The organism is Bacillus alveayuensis (assembly GCA_030812955.1).
In the GTDB taxonomy this organism is placed as follows: Bacteria; Bacillota; Bacilli; order Bacillales; family Aeribacillaceae; genus Bacillus_CB; species Bacillus_CB alveayuensis.
The window spans coordinates 65,643-85,699 of sequence record JAUSTR010000009.1; the positions used below are offsets into that span (position 1 = coordinate 65,643).

The following is a 20,057-nucleotide window of genomic DNA, read 5'->3' on the forward strand; positions in this document are numbered from 1 at the left end:
CAAATTCTCTTTTTTGCAGCATAATTTTCGACTATTTTGGTCAGAGTAAAGGGGATGGTCGAATGAATAATACGGTGTTTGAATCCGATACTTTACATATTACTGAAAACAACGGTGAATATTACGTGAACGGCGAACGTGTTCTATTAGTATCCATCTCTGCTTTTGGAACTCTTAAAGAGGATATTGCAAATAATATTGGATTGGAACGACTTAAAGGCTTTCAAATACGACACGGTCAGGAGCTAGGGAAAAATGATGCATATAAAGCAGCTAAAATGAATTTTCCTTCGATTAAGGAAACGATTTTTTATGGTCCTAAAATGCATATGATGAAAGGGCATGCAAAGGTTAAAACAAAATTTTTAAAGATATGGGACTCTAAAAATGCTGAAAAAAAATCGGTTCATATGGAAGGAAGCTGGTTTAACTCATATGAAGCAGAAGATCACTTAATTCGCAATGGAAAATCCGATACACCAGTATGTAATACTCTCGTAGGCTATGCGAGTGGTTATTTATCTGTCATTTGCAATCAACGTGTCATCGTTAAAGAAACGGCCTGCAAAGCGAAAGGTGATGACTATTGCTGCTGGGTCGCTAAATCCATTGATATTTGTGATGAAGAAACCATTAACAGTGAACTGAAATATTATGAGGAAGACCCGATCGTCAAAGAGCTAGGATATACGTATGAAAAGTTATTGGAAGAGAGAAATAGCTTAGCTAGAGCAGCAAGCATTTATAAAAAGCTAGCAGAGGAGCTTTTAGCAGGAAACGATTTAGAGTCTATCGCCAAGACAGTTTATGAATCAACAGGGCTTCCTATTATCATTGAAAATCATTGCTTTCATCTTCTTGCATATGCTGGACTGACGAAAGAAACATTTTATGAAAAAGATCAATCATTTAAAGAGTATTTAAATGTACAAATAGATAAAGATCAAAAATCGTATAAACCGTTTTACTCTACCAAAAAAATTGTCACAAAGAACCATATTCGTCTAGTAACCCCCTTTTATGTGGGCAAAAAAATATTTGGTTATTGTTCTTTAATATATGAGGATGCACAGAAAGAGGTTTTGAAATTAGATTATTTAATTCTAGAGAGAATTGCTTTAGTTTGCTCCCTTTATCTTTTAAATGAAAAAAAAAGCTTTGAAGCGACTGAACGAATGAAAGGGTATTTTCTTGACCAAATTTTATCTGGGAAAAATGTTCCTAAGGAAGAAATTATTCAACGAGGACGTTATATTAATCTTGATTTAAATCAACCTTATTACATTGTAATGATCAAATATTTCCATACTAATCAAGACAAAAATTCACAAGATGAATTAGTTTTTCATGAATTGTTTATGGAGTCGATTTCTGAGTTTTTTAAAGAAAGGAAACGAAACCTTCTCTATTCACAGCGATCGAATGGAGTCGTTTTGTTAGTTCCTGAAAGTGAGCTTTTCAAAAATAGGGTAGAACCATTTTGCCATGAATTGATTCAATACCTTTCCAAAAAACATAAGACGTATAAATTTAAAGCGGGAATCAGCTTGGTCGGAAACGAAATTAATGAGGCGGCCAAGCGTTATGAAGAGGCTGTTACTGCACTTCGTATCACAACTTTTCATAATAAAATTGTTTCCTTTCAATCATTAGGAATGGTTGGCGCGTTAATGAATGGGAACAATGTAGAAATGGTGAAAAAAACTGCCAGATATTTGTTAGGAGAATTGTATCAATGCAAAGATAGTTCCAAAAATCATGAGCTTTTAAAGACATTATATGTTTATCTAGAAAATGGAGGAAATCTTGAACTAACCGCTGAAGACCTTTGTTTGTCTGTCAGTGGCCTCCGATACAGATTACAAAAAATTAAAACCCTTTTAGGGAAGGATTTAAACGATCCGAATTTTCATTATCAATTGTTTTTGTCTTTGCAAGCTCTTATTATGATTGCCGAAATAGAAGTTTGAATTGAGAGACCATCCGCTACAATAGTCGAGAAAAAAAATCCAAAACACTTTTGTTCAGTTTCAGATTTAATAGTTTAGGATAATAGGGAAAGGTTCAGAAACGAGCTTAGGATTCCGTGGCGGCGGGAGAATCGAAAAATGAAACAACCATTTCGTTATATAGGACATCATCAACATGATTAACTTACTGCCCCTGTTGCAGATAAGTGATTCAAATTTTCCTTATAAAACATCAAAAAAGAAAGTCTCGCAAAAGTTCGTGTTTACGTTGAAAAATAACATACATGAATATTTGCAGGATCCGTTAATTGTTTATAAACATGCTCATTTAGAGCAGGATACAGTTGTCCATATGGAAAGAGGGACAACTTTTCTTTATAAGGAAATTATTAATCAGGGCTGGTCGGATACTGGCCAGCCTTTCCTATTTCAAGAACTTCGTTTAAAATTGAAAGTATATGAAGAAAACCGCCGAAAAGCTATGGTAAAGCAACAATCTTTTAGAAAAGAGCCTATTTAAAAAAGTTAAGAGGTGAATAACATGACAGTCAATTTTCTATCAGTTCTTTTTTTTGGACTGATTCTAGGAATGAAACATGCGACAGAACCAGATCATGTAATCGCTGTTTCAACAATTGCTAGTAGAACAAAAGCCATAAAAAAATCAAGTTTAACAGGAGTGTATTGGGGCATAGGGCATACACTGACGCTTTTGGTAATCGGGATGGTCGTGATCGGATTTAAAACAACCATTTCAGAAACAGTATCGATGACATTGGAATTATTCGTTGGCTTTATGCTAGTCCTTTTAGGAATTTTAAGTTTTCGTCCTAATCAGCAAAAATTAGTACATAAACAAAATAAGGATTATACGTATGTTAAATCATTGATTATCGGATTTATTCATGGGTTGGCTGGAAGTGCTGCAATGGTTCTTTTAACCATGACGACGGTTGAAAGCTATTTTCAAGCGTTTTTATACATTTGTATTTTTGGAGTTGGCACGATTATTGGCATGTTTTTTTTAACAACCATTATCGGTCTCCCCTTTGTTTTCGGAAATAGAATGAAAAAATTTGTTCCCTTCATTTATGGTATCGCAGGTGTAATCAGTATTTTATATGGGATTTACTATATATATGAAATCATCATTAAAGATGGATTGCTCGATCTAATCTACTACTAAATGTGTGAATCTCCGTTTGGATCGATTCCAAACGGAGATTGTATTATCCGTTTTCTCTAAACAATTCAATGATGTATCATTTCGATATCTAAACTTTAAATTAAATCTAATTTTTTTCTCAAGCTTTTTTCACTAAAAATCCAACCCGTATAGGAACGAATAATTTGTTGATCATGGTCTAGATGACATACGGCAACAAATGGGTAATATTTCTTGCTACGATAACGAAGGTCAGTAAATCGTACTTCAACAAAATCATCATATTCTGCAATCTCCCAACGGTAAATAGGAGAGAAGGATAAAAAAGCATCGATATTATGATCTTTTTTTGCTGCTTCCATCAGCTCATTGTTAGGCAATGGTTTTCGTTCAAATCGATCGAGAATATCGATATCACCTCTGATGGCGTGTGCAACATAAAATTCATTTTTTGTTTTGACAACTATTACCCATTTATGAAATTGAATGGTTGGATTAAATACGATTTGTTCCACTTTATCAATTTTTTCGTGTACTTTTTTAATAATCTTTCTTTGCATAAAAAGACGAACAACATAGTAAGCGAAGAGAATAAGGTAAATCGTTAAAAAGGTAAACCCAGGATCGTAGCCAATCATCCAAATGATGATTCCGACAATATGCATAATAAAAATAAATGGGTCAAACGTATTAATCGTTCCAAGTGCAAGCCATTTTTTTGAAAATGGCCGTAAAGCTTGAGTCCCATAACCATTAAAAATATCGACAAAGACATGAAGAAAAACAGCGATTAATGTCCACAACCATAGATGGAACAAATTGCTTTCGGGTATAAAAAAATTTATGGAGAAAGTAATGAGAAGAGACCATAGGATAATTGCAGGGATGGAATGTGTCCAGCCGCGATGGTTTCGAATATATACAGCATTGTTTTTCAGTTTTAAAAATGTATCAATGTCAGGGGCTTGAGAGCCAACAACGGTGCTGACCATTATTGCTTCTGAAGTGATGAGATGCCCTCCAACATAAGGATCCAACGTAGCGATTCCACCTAATGCAATCCCCATTACAACATGTGTGCCAGTATCCAATGACTTTAACCTCCAATTTTTAAAGCAAAAACTTCGGCAAATATTTATAAAAAAATTTCTTACCATTTCAGAAAACAAATATTTCATGTAACATGAATGTACGAAATCATGTTTGATAACTAAAACATTTTCTTTTCCCTATTTACATTTAATCATAAATCCATTTCTTACAGCAATGAAATTGGGGGTACTTTTTGAATGGAAGAAATACTACAAAAGCAGCTTATGCATTTTCAAAAAGAAACATTTCAACGTGATTTACTCGAATGGTATCGTCGTGAAAAAAGAGATTTACCGTGGAGAAAGGATCAAGATCCATATAAAGTATGGGTATCAGAAATAATGCTGCAACAGACGCGCGTTGATACAGTAAAACCTTTTTTTAACCAATTTATCAAAAAATTTCCTACCATCGAGGCCTTAGCTGAAGCGGATGAAGAAGAGGTATTAAAAGCTTGGGAAGGTCTCGGTTATTATTCCCGTGCTAGAAATTTACATTCAGCTGTGAAGGAAGTGAAAGAGACATATGGTGGAAAAGTTCCGGATGATCCGAAACAATTAGAAAAATTAAAAGGGATCGGGCCTTATACGAAAGGGGCTATTTTAAGTATTGCCTACAATCTTCCTGAACCAGCTGTAGACGGAAATGTCATGCGTGTTGTTTCAAGAATTTTAACCATTTGGGAGGATATAGCTAAGCCGAAAACGAGAAAAATTTTTGAGTCCGTCATTCGTGAAATCATTTCAAAAGAGCATCCGTCTGATTTTAATCAAGCTTTGATGGAGTTAGGAGCATTAGTTTGTACACCAACATCACCGTCTTGTCTTCTTTGCCCTGTACGCAAACATTGTGCAGCCTATCATGAAGGTGTGGAAGAGGAGCTCCCTGTTAAAACGAAAACGAAGGCACACCGACAAGTACAAATAGCTGCTGCTGTTTTAAAAAAGGATGACTTTTATTATATTCATAAAAGGCCTTCGCAAGGGTTATTAGCAAATTTATGGGAGTTTCCGAATTGTGAAACGAAACGAGGAAATTTATCACAAAAAAAGCAGCTAGAACAATTTTTACAACAAGAATATGGCATTGAATCAACGATTGGCGACTTAGCTGGAACGATTCAGCACGTATTTTCTCATCTAACGTGGAACATCTCAGTCTTTTTTGGACATGTAAAGAACGATACGGAAATGAAAGAGATAAACAAAGTGACAAAAGATGAGATGAATCAATACGCATTTCCAGTTTCACATCAAAAAATCTTTTCCTTATATCAGGAACAAAGTTGAATTTTGTTCCTGATTTTGACTGTGTCTAAGAATTACGTGCTTTAATTTCTTCCACAATTTCACGGTACATCGTTTGTCCTTCGATGTTTAAATAAGGCAATATTTGCTGAAAAGCGTGATGAAAGTGAGAAAGCTCCTCAGTACTCCATTTTCGTTTAGATATCATGGAAAGCTCCGTCATATCTCGTCCATTATACATGCCGTTCCCCCCTAAAATAACACGAATTAACTATATTTTTTGTTAAAATAAGAAGAGTTATTCTTAAGATGATAAGGAGATGAAGAGATTGACGCAAGAGAAAGTAGCTCTTATAACCGGAAGCAGCCGTGGTATTGGAAAAGCTATCGCGATTCGCCTAGCTGAAAAAGGCTATAATATTGTGATCAACTATGCAAGAAGCAAAAAAGCAGCTGTTGAAACGGCTGAAGAAATCGAGAAATTAGGTGTGAAAACACTTGTTGTTAAAGCAAATGTGGGGAAAACGGAAAAAATAAAGGAATTGTTTAAAGAAATTGATGAAACGTTTGGACGTTTAGATGTATTTGTTAATAACGCCGCTTCAGGAGTGCTTAGGCCGCTAATGGACCTTGAAGAATCACATTGGAACTGGACGATGGATATTAATAGTAAGGCATTATTATTTTGTGCACAAGAAGCTGCGAAATTGATGGAGAAAAACGGTGGAGGGTATATCGTTAGCATTAGTTCTCTCGGAGCTATTCGCTACTTGAAAAATTATACAACGGTAGGGGTTTCAAAAGCAGCTTTAGAAGCGTTAACAAGATACTTAGCGGTAGAGCTAGCACCAAAAAACATTATCGTTAATGCTGTATCGGGTGGTGTGATCGATACAGATGCTTTAACTCACTTTCCGAATCGTGAAGAGCTGATAAATGAAGCAAAAGAAAAAACACCTGCAGGACGAATGGTTGAAAAAGAGGATTTAGTCAATGCAGTTGAATTTTTAGTATCGGACAAGGCATTTATGATTCGTGGCCAAACGATTATTGTTGATGGCGGAATTTCTCTTTTAGTGTAAAGAAAAGTATAGAAAAAAATTCAAATCGAAACTTGTCTATAAATAGAAGATAAAATGATCACAAAAAAATATAACAAAAAAATGGATAGATTTTTAACCTCGAGGAAATGATAATTCACGTGGAGGTGAAATGTGATGGCAAATCAACAAAATCAACAAAACAAAACAAATCCGCAACACGTACAAAAACAAAACCAAAAAGCTGCTCAAGGTCAATACGGCACTGAGTTTGCTGCTGAAACAGACGCTCAACATGTTCGTCAACAAAACCAACAAGCGGAGCAAAATAAACAACAAAATTCCTAACAGCTTTGTTTTCGGGCACTTCACTTCCATAAAGGAGTGAAGTGCTTTTCTTATGGTAGTTTAAAACGACAAAATTAGTGACCCGTCAACATAAGTAGCCAAAGGAATTCCTTTTTTAAAAACGAACTTGTATATATAGATCCTTTAAGAAAGGAGCGAAACATCGGAATATGCAAAGCCGTTTTGATCAACTTGTTAGAGAACAACTTGCAACAATGGAGAAATTGCTATTTATACAAGGAGAAATAGAACGTTGTCAACAATTACAAACATTATTACAGGATGATGAAATGATTCAAGAAGTGGAATCGCAAATCAGTGAAATGAGACAACAATTACATAACATTCAAAAAACATTTGAGCGACAAACTGAAGAAGTTATTAAAACATATCAGCTAGAACACATTTAAGATAAAGGAGTCAACCAAACCGGTTTGACTCTTTTGTTTTCTTTTTTTTCATTCTAGCGGTATAATAAGAATAAGCATAAATGGACGTTTTGCTTACCTTCATGAACGGAATGTCCAGAAGAAAGTAGGGACAATAATGGGTTTTCCCAAGGAAGGAGACAAAATTCAAATTCATAGCTATAAGCATAACGGTTCGATCCATCGAATCTGGGAAGAAACGACGGTTTTAAGAAGCTCGGAAAACTGTATTATCGGTGGAAATGATCGGACAACGGTAACAGAAGCAGATGGACGGACATGGATTACGAGGGAACCAGCTATTTGCTATTTCCATGCGAAATATTGGTTTAATATTATTGGAATGATCCGAACAGATGGTGTTTACTACTATTGTAATATTAGTTCCCCGTTTGTTTTCGATGATGAAGCATTAAAATATATTGATTATGATTTAGATGTAAAGGTTTTTCCAGATATGACATATATCATATTAGATGAAGATGAATATGAACGCCATCGAAAAGAAATGAACTACCCGGGAGTCATTGACCGTATTTTAAAAAAAAATGTATCCTATCTAATTTCTTGGATTTGTGGAAGAAAAGGGCCGTTTTCTCCGGAATTTATCGACAGATGGTATGAACAATTTTTAACTTATTTACGTTAATGAAGTCTGTTGGCGGACAACAGACTCTTTTTATTGAACTGTCAAAATAGATAAGGATAGAAAACAATCGGGAAACGTCTTGGAGAGGGGGCGCAGGTCTTGGATTCGATTAAACGGTATTTAAAATTTGTCAAACCTTATCGTTTACAAATTATGATGACGATCATTATCGGTTTGTTAAAATTTGGACTTCCGTTATTGATCCCTTTACTTCTCAAGTATGTCGTGGATGATATTTTAAGTGCAAATATGAGTCACGCTGATAAAATCGAGCAGCTTTTCTGGGTAATGGGAATTACGTTTTTTATTTTTTTAGTGATCCGACCGCCAATCGAATATTACCGTCAATATTTTGCGCAATGGACCGGAAGTAAAATTTTGTATGATATACGTGATCAGCTTTTTACTCATTTACAAAAGCTTAGCTTGCGATATTATGCGAACACTAGAGCCGGTGAAATCATTTCCAGGGTAATTAACGATGTCGAACAAACAAAATCATTTGTTATCACAGGGCTTATGAATTTATGGCTTGATCTAATGACGATTTTTATTGCAGTTGCAATTATGTTTACGATGGATGTTACCTTAACCTTTATTTCCATTATTCTCTTTCCGCTTTACGGGTTTGCTGTTAAATTTTTTTATGGCCGCTTACGAAAATTAACGAGAACTCGTTCACAGGCGCTAGCTCAGGTGCAAGGTTATTTACATGAACGTGTAAGCGGAATGCCTGTCATTCGCAGTTTTGCGATAGAAGATTATGAACAAATGAATTTTGATAAAGAAAACAGACATTTTTTGGAAAAAGCGATCGACCATACGATATGGAATGCGAAAACATTTGCAGTTGTGAATACGATTACAGACATTGCACCATTACTCGTTATTTTATATGCCGGTTATCAAGTGATTGATGGCAATTTGACAATTGGGACGATGGTTGCCTTTATTGCTTACATAGATCGACTATATAACCCTTTAAGAAGACTAATTAATTCCTCCACTACATTAACCCAGTCAATCGCTTCCATGGATCGTGTGTTTGAATTTATGGATGAACCTTATGATATCGTGGATAAAAAAGATGCAATAGAAGCGGTCGGTATTGAAGGGACGATTGAATTTGAAAATGTGTCTTTTCAGTACAATGAACATGAGCCTTTCGTTCTTGAAAAGGTTAATTTAAAAATTGAAAAAGGGGAAACAGTCGCTTTTGTTGGAATGAGCGGTGGCGGGAAGTCGACACTAGTCAGTTTGATTCCGAGATTTTATGATGTAACAGAAGGACGAATTTTACTAGATGGAGTAGACATTAGAGACTATAAGGCAAGATCAGTCCGCAACCAAATCGGAATGGTTTTACAAGACAACTTCTTATTCAGTGAATCAGTAAAAGCGAATATTTTAATCGGAATGCCTGATGCAACGGAGGAAGAGGTGATTGAAGCGGCAAAGGCCGCAAATGCTCACGATTTCATTATGAACTTGCCGCAAGGTTATGATACAAAAGTAGGGGAAAGAGGCGTGAAATTATCTGGGGGACAGAAGCAGCGCATTGCGATAGCCCGAGTATTTTTAAAAAATCCACCTATTTTAATTATGGATGAAGCAACCTCTGCACTAGATTTAGAAAGTGAACACCTTATTCAGGAAGCACTTGAAAAGCTAGCAAAAAATCGCACAACGCTTATTGTGGCTCACCGTCTCTCAACGATTACTCATGCTGATAAAATTGTCTTAATAGAAAATGGGAAAATTGTTGAAATGGGAACTCATCAAGAGTTGATGAATGAAAAAGGAAATTATTTCAAGTTATTCCAAATTCAGCAGCTTGATTAATCGCGCCAATTTGTGAAAGGGAGTTCGCGAATTGGCAAAAGATATGATAAAGCCCGAAACAGCAGTTGTTTCGGGCTTTTGCATCGATGCTTTGTCAAACTACATAATGAAACAGCACATCATGTTTTGATTTCATCCGTAATAGACAAATCATTTTCTTTTTTATGAAAGTGCTGGTAGCTGTTTATTAGTGTATTTAAATGCTCAAGATGATCGTGATAATCGATAATGGAAGCAACTAAAGGCAGTAAGTTATGAAAACAACTTGTATCTTTGCAATTTTTTTCATAATTTAAAAACGTTTGGACAAGATTTTCTTTATGGAATGTATTTTTTAAGAGTATTTCACTCGTTTTATCTGCTTTTATTTTTTTGGCAAACTTTAATAATGCTTGTTCATGATGGTTTAATAGGACATCGAGCTCCGCAATAAGAATTTCTTGAAATTCAATAGGTGTTTGATGCAGCTCATTTTCTAAACGATGAAGCTTTCTTAATGTATAAAAAGCTCGATTTGTTGTTGTGATCAGTTGACGATACAAAACAAGTTTTCGGGATTTTGGATAAATTTTCGCTTTCGAATAAGTTCTTTCTTCTTTATAAAGCAAAAATAGCTGATCAAGTTTAATCAGTTGATCCTTTATACGATCAATATCTCCTTTTAATGTTCCATATTCGGAGGCTTGCCGAAGGCTCATTCTAATCCATTTAATAATTTCTTCCGTGATATTAGAAATTTTATAATATAATCTTGCTTCATATTTCGGTGGCATAAACACTAAATTGACAATAAAGGCAGATAACACTCCGAGCAAAATTGTTAAGAAACGACTTCCTGCCACAAATGTAAAATTCTCTCCTGTTGCTTCTAAAATGGCGATCGCTGTTACGAGAGCAATGGATATCGTATTTTCCAATTTTAATTTTAAACAAATTGAAATAATGATGACAGCAACTAATCCAACCATAAACGGATTGGAACCGAAAAAAAGACCGAACAATACGGCAATTACTGCACCAATAATATTTGCCTGAATTTGTTCGATTACAGTCTGATAAGATTTGTAAATAGATGGTTGAACAGCGAATATCGCTGCAATTCCAGCAAAGGCTGGTGACGGAAGTTGTAACAGTGTTGCTAATGTTAAAGCCATCGTAATGGCAATCCCAGTTTTTAAAATACGGGCTCCAAGTTTCATGTCGTTACGATATGTCATCCTTTCATGGTGAAGCTTCACCTTATTCAATTTCATTTTATTATATTTTGTTTCAGATTAAACAATTAAGTAATATACATTGTTTATAGGGATTATTCAAGAAGAAAATGCTGTTTGAAAAAATTTTAGGGGGCTAGCGGTAAAACTTATTCTAGTTTTAGAGCTGAATTTGTCGGTTTTGGCACATAATCTCTCGGTTTGTGCGAGAAATCTCTCGGTTTAGAGGGTTAATTTCTCGGTTTTGGTACATAATTTCTCGGTTTTGGCATATAATCTCTCGGTTTGCGCGAGAAATTTCTCGGTTCCGGCAAGTTATTTTTCGGTTTGAGTGACATAACTCACGTGGTAAATCAGCTGTCAGATACATTCCCTAATTCCATTTCAATCCATTCTAATGAAAAAAGCGCAAAAACTCCTATAGGTTTTTGCGCTTTTATTCCTTACGACTGTTTCAGTTGTTTAAAGGCATTTCCTACTGCATCAATGGTTTGTTCGATATCTTCTTTTGTATGAGCGATTGTGATAAACCATGCTTCGTATTTGGAAGGTGCTAAATGAATCCCTTGATGGAGCATGAGCTTAAAAAATTTCGCAAACATTTCGCCATCTGTATTTCGAGCTTGTTCGTAGTTATATACTTTTTCCGTTGTAAAGTAAACGGTCAATGCTCCTTTTAAACGGTTAATCGTAATCGGAATATCATATGTTTTAGCATGTGTAAGTATGCCTTCTTCTAGCATGACGCCGAGTTCATCTAAATATTCGTAAACACCGTCTTGTTTTAGTACTTCTAAACATGCAATTCCCGCTAAAATAGAGGCTGGATTTCCAGCCATTGTCCCTGCTTGGTAAGCTGGTCCTAATGGTGCTACTTTTTCCATAATATCTTTTCTGCCACCGTACGCTCCTATTGGCAGACCGCCACCAATAATTTTACCCATTGCTGTTAAATCTGGCTTCACACCTAATAAATCTTGGGCTCCACCATACATAAAGCGAAATGCTGTAATCACTTCATCGTAAATCACAAGTGCACCCGCTTCATGTGTAAGGCGGTTGACTTCTTCTAAAAAGCCAGGCTTCGGCTCGACAATTCCAAAGTTACCGACAATCGGTTCCACTAAAACAGCTGCTACGTGATCTCCCCACTTTTCAATCGCTTCTTTAAATGGCTCCATTTCATTAAATGGCACAGTAATCACTTCTTGAGCAATGCTTTTTGGTACACCTGCTGAATCCGGTGTTCCTAAAGTAGATGGACCTGAACCGGCTGCAACAAGCACTAAATCAGAATGGCCGTGATAGCAACCAGCAAATTTAATAATTTTATCTCTTCCTGTGTAAGCTCTTGCCACACGAATCGTTGTCATAACGGCTTCTGTTCCAGAATTGACGAAGCGAACCTTTTCTAAAGAAGGAATGGCTTCCTTTAACATTTTCGCAAATTTCACTTCATGTGGTGTTGGCGTTCCGTATAAAACGCCCGTTTCAGCGGCACGCTTAATAGCTTCGGTAATGTGTGGGTGTGCATGTCCAGTAATAATTGGGCCATATGCTGCTAAATAATCGATATATTTATTTCCATCAACATCCCAAAAGTAAGCACCTTTAGCCTTTTCCATCACAACAGGTGCACCACCGCCTACTGCTTTATAGGAACGAGAAGGGCTGTTTACTCCGCCAACAATATGTTCAAGGGCCTCTTGATGTAATTGTTCAGATTTTGTAAAGTTCATGCTTTTCACCTTCTTTTAAAATTGCATCCTCTGTCTATTCTAGCACTTTTACGAGAGATGGGAAGAGTATTAAGAGAGGGGGTAAAAATGTGTTTGTGAAAGAGGGTGTTTCATTTGGATTTTAAAGAGAAAATGATAGGCAGATAGAGATCTATATTAAGATGGAAAAAGAAGATATAGTCAGGTTGAATAATTATTCAACTCCAATCAGTTTTTTTAATCTATATATATCCGCCTCATTTTTCCATTGTTTTTCTCCTAGAAAATCTATTTTGTTTTCAAGTTTATCAACTTTTTTATCAACTTCTCCTATCTCTCTCTTTAATTCTTCTCTAACTTCACTAATTTCTTGTTTTAATTCTTCTCTAACTTCACTAATTTCTTGTTTTAATTCTTCCCTAACTTGAGTAATTTCCTCCTTTAACTCTATTCTAACCTCACCGATTTCTTTCTTTAGTTCTTCCTTAACTTCACCTATTTCCTTTTTAAATTCTTCTTGTAGTTCTTTAATTGCTTGAAGAATTAAATTTTCCATCTTATCACTCCTTTTAATCTTTCCATTTAATTATACAATTTAAAAATATTGAAACCAATAAAATTTTTATATACTACCAGAACACAGAATGCATTGCATTTTCATTGTTTATTCCATCTCTTTTCGTTAAACTTATCGTTGTGATTGTATCAATGTGGAGGGAAAAGCATGAACGTTATTGAAGTAGAAAATTTGCGAAAAGAATTTAAAAGCTATTCTAGTCGTTCGGGCTTAAAGGGTGCGTTTCGTGATTTATTTACCAGAAACTATAAAACGATTCGGGCTGTTCATGATATATCTTTTTCTGTCAAAAAAGGTGAAATGGTCGGTTATATTGGAGAAAATGGGGCCGGTAAGTCAACGACTATTAAGATGCTGACAGGAATTTTAACACCAACATCAGGAAAAGTACTGGTCAATGGGATGAATCCTCATAAAGAACGTGAAAAATTTGTCCGAACAATTGGAGTAGTATTCGGACAACGTTCTCAGCTTTGGTGGGACATTGCGGTTCAAGAATCATTTCGATTATTAAAGAAAGTGTATCAAGTATCCGATCAAGATTATAACGAGCATATGGATCATGTCATTAAAACATTAGATATTGAACCGTTATTAGATAAGCCTGTCCGTAAGCTTTCATTAGGGCAGCGAATGCGTTGTGAGCTAGCTGCAGCACTAATCCATAATCCTCCTCTCTTATTTTTGGATGAACCAACAATTGGATTAGATGTTCTTGTTAAATTGAAAATTCGTCAGTTTTTAAAAGAAATCAATGAAAAATATCAAACAACGATTTTATTAACAACCCATGATTTATCAGATATAGAAGCACTATGTGAACGAGTCGTTATGCTTGATGAAGGAAAAATAATATATGATGGTTCTTTAGAGCATTTACGAAAGCATTGGGGAGAAGGAAAACAAATTGAGTTTCAATTTGGAAATGAAATTGAAAAAGAAAGACTTGCAATGATAACATTTAATTTAAATGTTCACTGGATAAAAGGAGAACGGGGAAATATATGGATAGCGCAAGTGGCAAATCCTAAAGAGGATATGTCGGAATTAATTAGCCGAGTTGTTGCTGCAGAAAAAATCATCGACTTAAGCATTCAAGAGATTTCGACAGAAGAAATTATTCGCAACATTTATGAGAAAGGTGAAGCGACAAAGCAAGAGGTTTATAGTTTTTAATGATTCAATAACAATATGAAATTACGGTGATCAACATGGGAAAATATTTAGAGATGATTCGGATACGCTTTTTAATGATGCTAGCGTACCGGACGAATTATTATACAGGTATTTTCATTTACAGTATTAATATCGGGGCTTACTATTTTTTATGGTCCGCTATTTATGGTGGAAAAGAGGATATTCAAGGATTATCCATTGCACAAATGATCACATATGTTGCCATTTCGTGGATGGCAAGAGCTTTTTATTTTAACAATATTGATCGTGAAATTGCGATGGAAATTAAAGAAGGGAAAGTGGCGGTTGAGCTCATCCGTCCATATCATTACCTTGGCATGAAAACAATGCAAGCATTAGGTGAAGGGATTTTCCGTTTAGTCTTTTTCTCGCTTCCAGGAATGGTCATTGTCAGTTTCATATTCCCGCTTAAATTTTCAGCTGACTTATCAACGTGGGGATTTTTTGCCCTTTCCATTCTTTTTAGTTTTATTATCAATACACAAATTAACTTAATTACTGGAATGTTAACCTTTTTCTTGTTTAACGTAGATGGATTAATGCGAGCAAAACGGGTTGTTATTGATTTGTTTTCAGGGCTTCTTTTACCGATTAGTTTTTATCCTTTATGGGCACAGGAACTCATGAAGTGGTTTCCGTTTCAAGCGATTAGCTACATGCCTAGTATGATTTTTACAGAAGGCTTTCAAGGTCATGAAGTGATCGAAGCGATTCTTTTACAAGCTTTTTGGGCAATTATTTTAATCATCCCAATCCAATTAATGTGGAGTATCGCAAAAAAGCAGATGGTAATTCAAGGGGGATGATCACATGTATTATGCATCCATGCTTTTTCAATATATGGGACAATACTTGAAGACGAGAATGCAGTACCGGACGGATATGATGGTTGAGTTATTGTCAGATTTGATGTTTCAAGCGGCAAACCTCGTGTTCATCCTAGTCGTTTTTGGACATACTCAAGTATTAAGTGGATGGACACGTGATGAAATTATATTTATTTATGGATTCTTTTTAGTTCCATTTGCGATTTTTGCTGCTTTCTTTAATATTTGGGATTTTAATGAACGCTACATTATAAAAGGTGAAATGGATCGAATTTTAACGCGGCCGATCCATAGTTTATTTCAGGTGATTCTAGAGCGAATGGAGTTAGAGTCGCTCTTTGGTGCGATCACGGGTTTTATCGTCATGGGCTATGCCGCTTTTCAATTAGACTTATCATTTCATTGGTATGATATTTTTATTTTTGCTTTGTTCGTATTAGGTGGGGCACTTGTGTATGCAGGTATATTTGTTTCACTTGCTTCCATTAGCTTTTGGTCTGATGCGAAAACGTCGATTATGCCGATGATGTACAATATCGGAAACTACGGTCGCTATCCTGTGAATATTTATAATCGTATTATTCGCTATGTTTTAACGTGGATTTTACCATTTGCGTTTGTAGGTGTTTATCCGTCTGCTTATTTTTTAAAGAAAACAGACTGGTATGGATATGCCTTTTTAACACCTGTTATGGGTCTTGCTTTTTTTAGCTTATCTATATTTATATGGAATGCTGGTGTCAAACGATATCGTGGAGCAGGGAATTAAAGCTGGTTCATCATTCAATTGATGAGCCAGTTTTTTATTAAAATCTTCATAATTTAAAAAATATTAATATAATTCAAATATTTGTTTAATATGATTGTCAAATGAAATAGAAAAAGAATAGTCACCCATTGATTGGGAAGGTGCGAATTGATTTTATTTCTGGAAAGCTGCGGGAACGATTAACTTGAGATAGGCAGAAACGATTCTCCGGATTTGAATGGAGAATCGTTTTATTTGGACATAAAAAGAAGTACGACTGTGTATATTGTACAAACTTTTGAATTTTACAAAGTCAGGAGGAATTTTTTAATCATGGGGATTTTTATTGGTGCTGGTGTTCTTTTTTGTCTAATCATGAGCTTAAAAATCCTCATCAAAGCGGTTCGAAAAGGAACATTTTTATCCTTTGAAACGGTTTGTGTGATCGGACTTGTATATATATCCTTTTTAATTGGCTTTGCTATGCTTTATTTATTATTACAAGAGTACAATGTTATAGTATTGATTGAAAATGGAAATGAATTAAAAGGTTCCTACTTTGAGAAAATGGAGTCTTGTTTATATTTTAGTGCTGTTACATTATTTTCAGTTGGCTATGGTGACATAACTCCTGTTGGAATTGGAAGGTGGCTTGCTTTAATTGAAGCATTTTTTGGATATATTTTACCGACTACTGTTGTGGCAAGAACAGTCATTGAAATAGAAAAGGGGCAATAGTTGTATCATTTTCCTAAATTGGTTACGCTTATTATTGACAATCATAATCATTGGAGGGATGAATGATGGTAGAAGTAGGCCAATTAGCACCGGATTTTGAATTATTAGCTGATAATGGGGATAAAGTAAAATTATCTGATTTTCGGGGGAAATATGTGGTTCTTTATTTTTATCCGAAAGATATGACGCCTGGATGTACAACAGAGGCGTGCGACTTCCGTGATCACCATGAAAGCTTTGCAGAATTAGATGCAGTTATTTTAGGGGTAAGCCCTGATCCGCAAGAAAAACATCAAAAATTTAAAGAAAAATATGATCTTCCATTTTTGTTGTTAGTGGATGAGGATCACCAAGTGGCGGAAGCTTACGGTGTATGGAAATTAAAGAAAAACTTTGGAAAGGAATATATGGGAATTGAACGCTCGACTTTTATCATTGATAAAGAAGGAAAATTAGTGAAAGAATGGCGAAAAGTTCGAGTGAAAGGTCATGTTGAAGAGGCGCTTCAATTTATTCGAGAAGAACTTGAAAAATAACATTTTTAAGATAAACGTTTAATCAAATTGTCTTCTTTTAACGTACTATATTTTATGAGCAACTCCTCAAAACAATTCACTTATTGATGCGGGCTTATAGCTCGCTTTTTTGTGCCAAGATATATGAATAAATCATTCATGAAAATGAAGAATATAAAAATGTCCATAACTCATTTGTGCGGATAACATTGACAAATGTTATAAAATCAATGTACACTATTTATAAATATTATAAAGTAATAATTTTTTAAAAAGAACATGTAAACCATAAAGAAAAGAGGTGCATGACGGATGTCAGAAAGCATGTTAAAAGAAGCGCTTGATACGTTGAAACAGACGGGGGTACGAATTACTCCGCAACGTCATGCGATATTAGAATATTTAATTAATTCTATGACACATCCAACTGCAGATGATATATATAAAGCATTAGAAGGTAAATTTCCGAATATGAGTGTTGCGACAGTTTATAACAACCTTCGCGTTTTTCGTGAAGTTGGCTTAGTCAAAGAATTAACGTATGGCGATGCGTCAAGCCGCTTTGATTTTGTTACATCAGATCATTATCATATTATTTGTGAAGAATGTGGGAAAATTGTAGACTTCCATTATCCAGGGCTTGATGAGGTTGAAGATTTAGCTGAACACGTTACCGGATTTAAAGTTAGTCACCATCGTATGGAAGTTTACGGTACATGTCCTGAGTGTCAAAAGAAAGAAAATCCTCATTAAAAATAAGCTGATAGAAAGGCTATCAGCTTATTTTAATATTTTTAAGCTTCACAATAGTTTTAAAAACTGATAAAAATAGTAATCGTCAACTCCAGTCAGTAAAGATAACAATCGCTATAAATAAGCTGATAGTCATGAACAGCTTATTTTTTTATTTTTTTTCGATTATATTTTTCATCAAACTCTTTTCCTTCTAATTCTTTATCGAGGGTTAGTGGCTCGCGGCAATGCATACACATATCTACACGTCCAAGCATTTTTGTTGGTTTGTTGCATGCAGGGCATATTACTTGAACGGCTTTTGTTGATAACATACCAATCCAGAAATAAACGATCGTACTAGCGATAATGGACAAGAGACCTAAGATCATAAAAATAGTCATGATTAAAACGGATTCTTTGAAAAAAATACCTAAGTACATAATGATAAATCCAATGAAAATTAAGCTTAGAGCAAAGGTGCGAATTTTATTTATTTTACTCGAATATTTACGTGACATTTTTGCTACCTCCTGTAAAATAATATAGCATACTTTATGATGTTTAAGTAGGAAAGAAATTCTAAACATGAATTAAAGGGTTTTAAATGAAAAATGTAGAACAATTATTTTACAACGAATAACTTTGTACAAAAATTTTGTTACTTCATCAATCTGCTGTAAAGTTGGTAAATATTAAACAGATGGGGGAAATTTCAATGAAAGATATACTTCGCCCTATTTATCAGGAAAGAGCCAGTCATCCGGAAACACAAGCTGTTATAATGGTGGAAAAAAAGAGTCAAACATCGCCTCAAACAGATAATTTAGATGTTGCTCTATTAATTATCACGAAACATGCCGAAAAGCCGCTATTTATTAAACATTACGAATTTAATAATCAAAAAGCAGCCTTACATATTGTTACGGAACAACAATTAAATGAGTGGATTTTATTAGGAACTAATAGACGGATTATTGATTGGATATTAAATGGAAAAGTTTTATTTGATCGCAACGAGTATTTAGTGAAATTAATTGAACGTTTACACACCTTTCCATTTAAAGAAAGAAAACTAAAGATTTCTATTGAATTTGGCAAATTAATTAGAAGATATATGGAAGGAAAAGCGTTCTTTGAAGGAAAGCATTACCTTGATGCTTACAATCATATTGTTCACGCCCTACATCATTTAGCAAGATTAGAAGTGATCGACAGAGGATTTCATCCAGAGATTACAGTTTGGAATCAAGTAAAACATATAGAACCACAGGTCCATAAATTATATAATGAGTTAGTCGATAGCGGTGAAGAGCTTCATAAACGGTTGGAATTATTATTTTTAGCATTCGATTTTCTAATCCACTCGAAAACGAAATTAGGTGCTTCACATTTATTAAAGATTTTATCTGAAAAAAATGTTTGGTTTTTTGCTGAATTGATAGAACACCCAGAAGTTAAATTTTATGCTGTTGATTTAAGTGTTTTGTTAGAGTTTTTAATTGAAAGAAAACTAGTAGAAGTAAAACGAATAGAGACAAAAGGACATGGAATATACCATCGTGGATATTCTTTGAAAAAAAGTGTTGACACCATTTGATTAAGGTGATATATTATTAACCGTCGCTGCTGACCGATATTTAATTATTATTCAGTATGCGATGGTTAGTGAAAAAGTGTTGATATTTAATTATGGATATGATAAAATTACAAAGTCGCTCTTTGATACAGTGTTGACAACTTGATCATTTGCGTTAGTTTTATAACTTTTGCTTTTCTTGCTTTAAAATGATCTTTGAAAACTAAACAAAACGAAGCGTTCCGTTAATTCTTTTTAATGAGTAAGGAACATCGACTAAAGACGTCACATCTTGTGACAACGTCGATGTCAGCACTTCCATGTGCAAGTTCAATCTTTTTCGGAGAGTTTGATCCTGGCTCAGGACGAACGCTGGCGGCGTGCCTAATACATGCAAGTCGAGCGGACGGAAGGAGAGCTTGCTCTCCTGA

The 20,057-nt window shown here is 34.9% G+C and carries 21 protein-coding genes, 1 rRNA gene and 1 pseudogene; 17 read left to right on the forward strand and 6 right to left on the reverse strand.

Translation table 11 applies throughout. The features are described 5' to 3' along the window. Nucleotides 1-62: 62 nt before the first annotated feature. The 3 genes from J2S06_RS10695 (at nucleotide 63) to J2S06_RS10705 (ending at nucleotide 3,156) form a co-directional block, all read left to right on the forward strand. Nucleotides 63-1,970 carry a helix-turn-helix domain-containing protein gene (locus J2S06_RS10695; RefSeq protein WP_419152272.1) on the forward strand — a complete coding sequence of 636 codons (1,908 nt, stop codon included), beginning with the start codon at nucleotides 63-65 and terminating at the stop codon, nucleotides 1,968-1,970. A 175-nt stretch (nucleotides 1,971-2,145) separates the two neighbouring features. Beyond that, a complete protein-coding gene (locus J2S06_RS10700; protein WP_419152273.1) occupies nucleotides 2,146-2,490 on the forward strand; it encodes an urease accessory protein UreD in 345 nt (114 codons plus the stop codon). A 21-nt stretch (nucleotides 2,491-2,511) separates the two neighbouring features. Then, nucleotides 2,512-3,156 carry a HoxN/HupN/NixA family nickel/cobalt transporter gene (locus J2S06_RS10705; RefSeq protein ID WP_419152274.1) on the forward strand — a complete coding sequence of 215 codons (645 nt, stop codon included), beginning with the start codon at nucleotides 2,512-2,514 and terminating at the stop codon, nucleotides 3,154-3,156. 95 nt (nucleotides 3,157-3,251) lie between these two features. Here J2S06_RS10705 and J2S06_RS10710 read toward each other — a convergent pair whose 3' ends face one another. Continuing rightward, nucleotides 3,252-4,226, reverse strand: a complete 975-nt coding sequence (locus J2S06_RS10710) for a metal-dependent hydrolase (protein WP_419152275.1) — start codon at nucleotides 4,224-4,226, stop codon at nucleotides 3,252-3,254. Between the two features lie 198 nt (nucleotides 4,227-4,424). Between J2S06_RS10710 and mutY the strand changes: the two genes are divergently transcribed. Beyond that, nucleotides 4,425-5,516: an A/G-specific adenine glycosylase gene (mutY, locus tag J2S06_RS10715; RefSeq protein ID WP_419152276.1), complete on the forward strand. Its 1,092-nt coding sequence runs from the start codon at nucleotides 4,425-4,427 to the stop codon at nucleotides 5,514-5,516. 25 nt (nucleotides 5,517-5,541) lie between these two features. Here the strand turns inward: mutY and J2S06_RS10720 are convergent, their stop codons facing one another. Next, a complete protein-coding gene (locus J2S06_RS10720) occupies nucleotides 5,542-5,715 on the reverse strand; it encodes a hypothetical protein (protein ID WP_200894655.1) in 174 nt (57 codons plus the stop codon). A gap of 88 nt (nucleotides 5,716-5,803) precedes the next feature. Here J2S06_RS10720 and fabL point away from each other — a divergent pair, with 88 nt between their 5' ends. The 5 genes and pseudogenes from fabL (at nucleotide 5,804) to J2S06_RS10745 (ending at nucleotide 9,781) form a co-directional block, all read left to right on the forward strand. Continuing rightward, on the forward strand, nucleotides 5,804-6,556 hold the full coding sequence (gene fabL / locus J2S06_RS10725) for an enoyl-[acyl-carrier-protein] reductase FabL (protein WP_419152277.1): 753 nt from the start codon (nucleotides 5,804-5,806) through the stop codon (nucleotides 6,554-6,556). Between the two features lie 159 nt (nucleotides 6,557-6,715). Continuing rightward, nucleotides 6,716-6,862: pseudogene (locus tag J2S06_RS10730) on the forward strand (gamma-type small acid-soluble spore protein); the annotation flags it as partial. Nucleotides 6,863-7,032: 170 nt separating this feature from the next. Then, nucleotides 7,033-7,272: a YgaB family protein gene (locus J2S06_RS10735; protein ID WP_419152278.1), complete on the forward strand. Its 240-nt coding sequence runs from the start codon at nucleotides 7,033-7,035 to the stop codon at nucleotides 7,270-7,272. 133 nt (nucleotides 7,273-7,405) lie between these two features. Next, the gene (ntdP, locus tag J2S06_RS10740; protein WP_419152288.1) at nucleotides 7,406-7,939 is read left to right on the forward strand and encodes a nucleoside tri-diphosphate phosphatase; all 534 of its coding nucleotides are present in this window, start codon (nucleotides 7,406-7,408) and stop codon (nucleotides 7,937-7,939) included. 99 nt (nucleotides 7,940-8,038) lie between these two features. After that, on the forward strand, nucleotides 8,039-9,781 hold the full coding sequence (locus J2S06_RS10745; protein WP_419152279.1) for an ABC transporter ATP-binding protein: 1,743 nt from the start codon (nucleotides 8,039-8,041) through the stop codon (nucleotides 9,779-9,781). Between the two features lie 119 nt (nucleotides 9,782-9,900). On the opposite strand, the gene J2S06_RS10750 is transcribed toward J2S06_RS10745, so the two are convergent. The 3 genes from J2S06_RS10750 to J2S06_RS10760 all read right to left on the reverse strand — a co-directional run bounded on the left by J2S06_RS10750 (nucleotide 9,901) and on the right by J2S06_RS10760 (nucleotide 13,269). Continuing rightward, on the reverse strand, nucleotides 9,901-10,980 hold the full coding sequence (locus J2S06_RS10750; RefSeq protein ID WP_419152289.1) for an FUSC family protein: 1,080 nt from the start codon (nucleotides 10,978-10,980) through the stop codon (nucleotides 9,901-9,903). Nucleotides 10,981-11,438: 458 nt separating this feature from the next. After that, entirely contained in the window at nucleotides 11,439-12,734 is a 1,296-nt protein-coding gene (locus tag J2S06_RS10755) for a glutamate-1-semialdehyde 2,1-aminomutase (protein WP_044749490.1), read from the reverse strand. Between the two features lie 193 nt (nucleotides 12,735-12,927). Next, complete coding sequence (locus J2S06_RS10760; RefSeq protein WP_044749489.1) at nucleotides 12,928-13,269, reverse strand: hypothetical protein; 342 nt, start codon at nucleotides 13,267-13,269, stop codon at nucleotides 12,928-12,930. 168 nt (nucleotides 13,270-13,437) lie between these two features. On the opposite strand from J2S06_RS10760, the gene J2S06_RS10765 reads away from it, so the two are divergent. The 6 genes from J2S06_RS10765 (at nucleotide 13,438) to perR (ending at nucleotide 18,068) form a co-directional block, all read left to right on the forward strand. Then, a complete protein-coding gene (locus J2S06_RS10765) occupies nucleotides 13,438-14,466 on the forward strand; it encodes an ABC transporter ATP-binding protein (RefSeq protein ID WP_419152280.1) in 1,029 nt (342 codons plus the stop codon). Between the two features lie 35 nt (nucleotides 14,467-14,501). Further along, nucleotides 14,502-15,293: an ABC transporter permease gene (locus tag J2S06_RS10770; protein WP_419152281.1), complete on the forward strand. Its 792-nt coding sequence runs from the start codon at nucleotides 14,502-14,504 to the stop codon at nucleotides 15,291-15,293. A 4-nt stretch (nucleotides 15,294-15,297) separates the two neighbouring features. Then, on the forward strand, nucleotides 15,298-16,083 hold the full coding sequence (locus J2S06_RS10775; protein ID WP_419152282.1) for an ABC transporter permease: 786 nt from the start codon (nucleotides 15,298-15,300) through the stop codon (nucleotides 16,081-16,083). Between the two features lie 312 nt (nucleotides 16,084-16,395). Then, the gene (locus tag J2S06_RS10780) at nucleotides 16,396-16,800 is read left to right on the forward strand and encodes a potassium channel family protein (RefSeq protein ID WP_044749485.1); all 405 of its coding nucleotides are present in this window, start codon (nucleotides 16,396-16,398) and stop codon (nucleotides 16,798-16,800) included. A gap of 62 nt (nucleotides 16,801-16,862) precedes the next feature. Next, the gene (bcp, locus tag J2S06_RS10785; protein WP_044749484.1) at nucleotides 16,863-17,336 is read left to right on the forward strand and encodes a thioredoxin-dependent thiol peroxidase; all 474 of its coding nucleotides are present in this window, start codon (nucleotides 16,863-16,865) and stop codon (nucleotides 17,334-17,336) included. Nucleotides 17,337-17,627: 291 nt separating this feature from the next. After that, on the forward strand, nucleotides 17,628-18,068 hold the full coding sequence (gene perR, locus J2S06_RS10790; protein WP_419152283.1) for a peroxide-responsive transcriptional repressor PerR: 441 nt from the start codon (nucleotides 17,628-17,630) through the stop codon (nucleotides 18,066-18,068). Nucleotides 18,069-18,211: 143 nt separating this feature from the next. Here the strand turns inward: perR and J2S06_RS10795 are convergent, their stop codons facing one another. Beyond that, entirely contained in the window at nucleotides 18,212-18,568 is a 357-nt protein-coding gene (locus tag J2S06_RS10795; RefSeq protein ID WP_419152284.1) for a YgzB family protein, read from the reverse strand. Between the two features lie 197 nt (nucleotides 18,569-18,765). Between J2S06_RS10795 and J2S06_RS10800 the strand changes: the two genes are divergently transcribed. Beyond that, nucleotides 18,766-19,647: a nucleotidyltransferase-like protein gene (locus tag J2S06_RS10800; RefSeq protein ID WP_419152285.1), complete on the forward strand. Its 882-nt coding sequence runs from the start codon at nucleotides 18,766-18,768 to the stop codon at nucleotides 19,645-19,647. Between the two features lie 316 nt (nucleotides 19,648-19,963). Then, nucleotides 19,964-20,057, forward strand: a 16S ribosomal RNA gene (locus J2S06_RS10805); the annotation flags it as partial.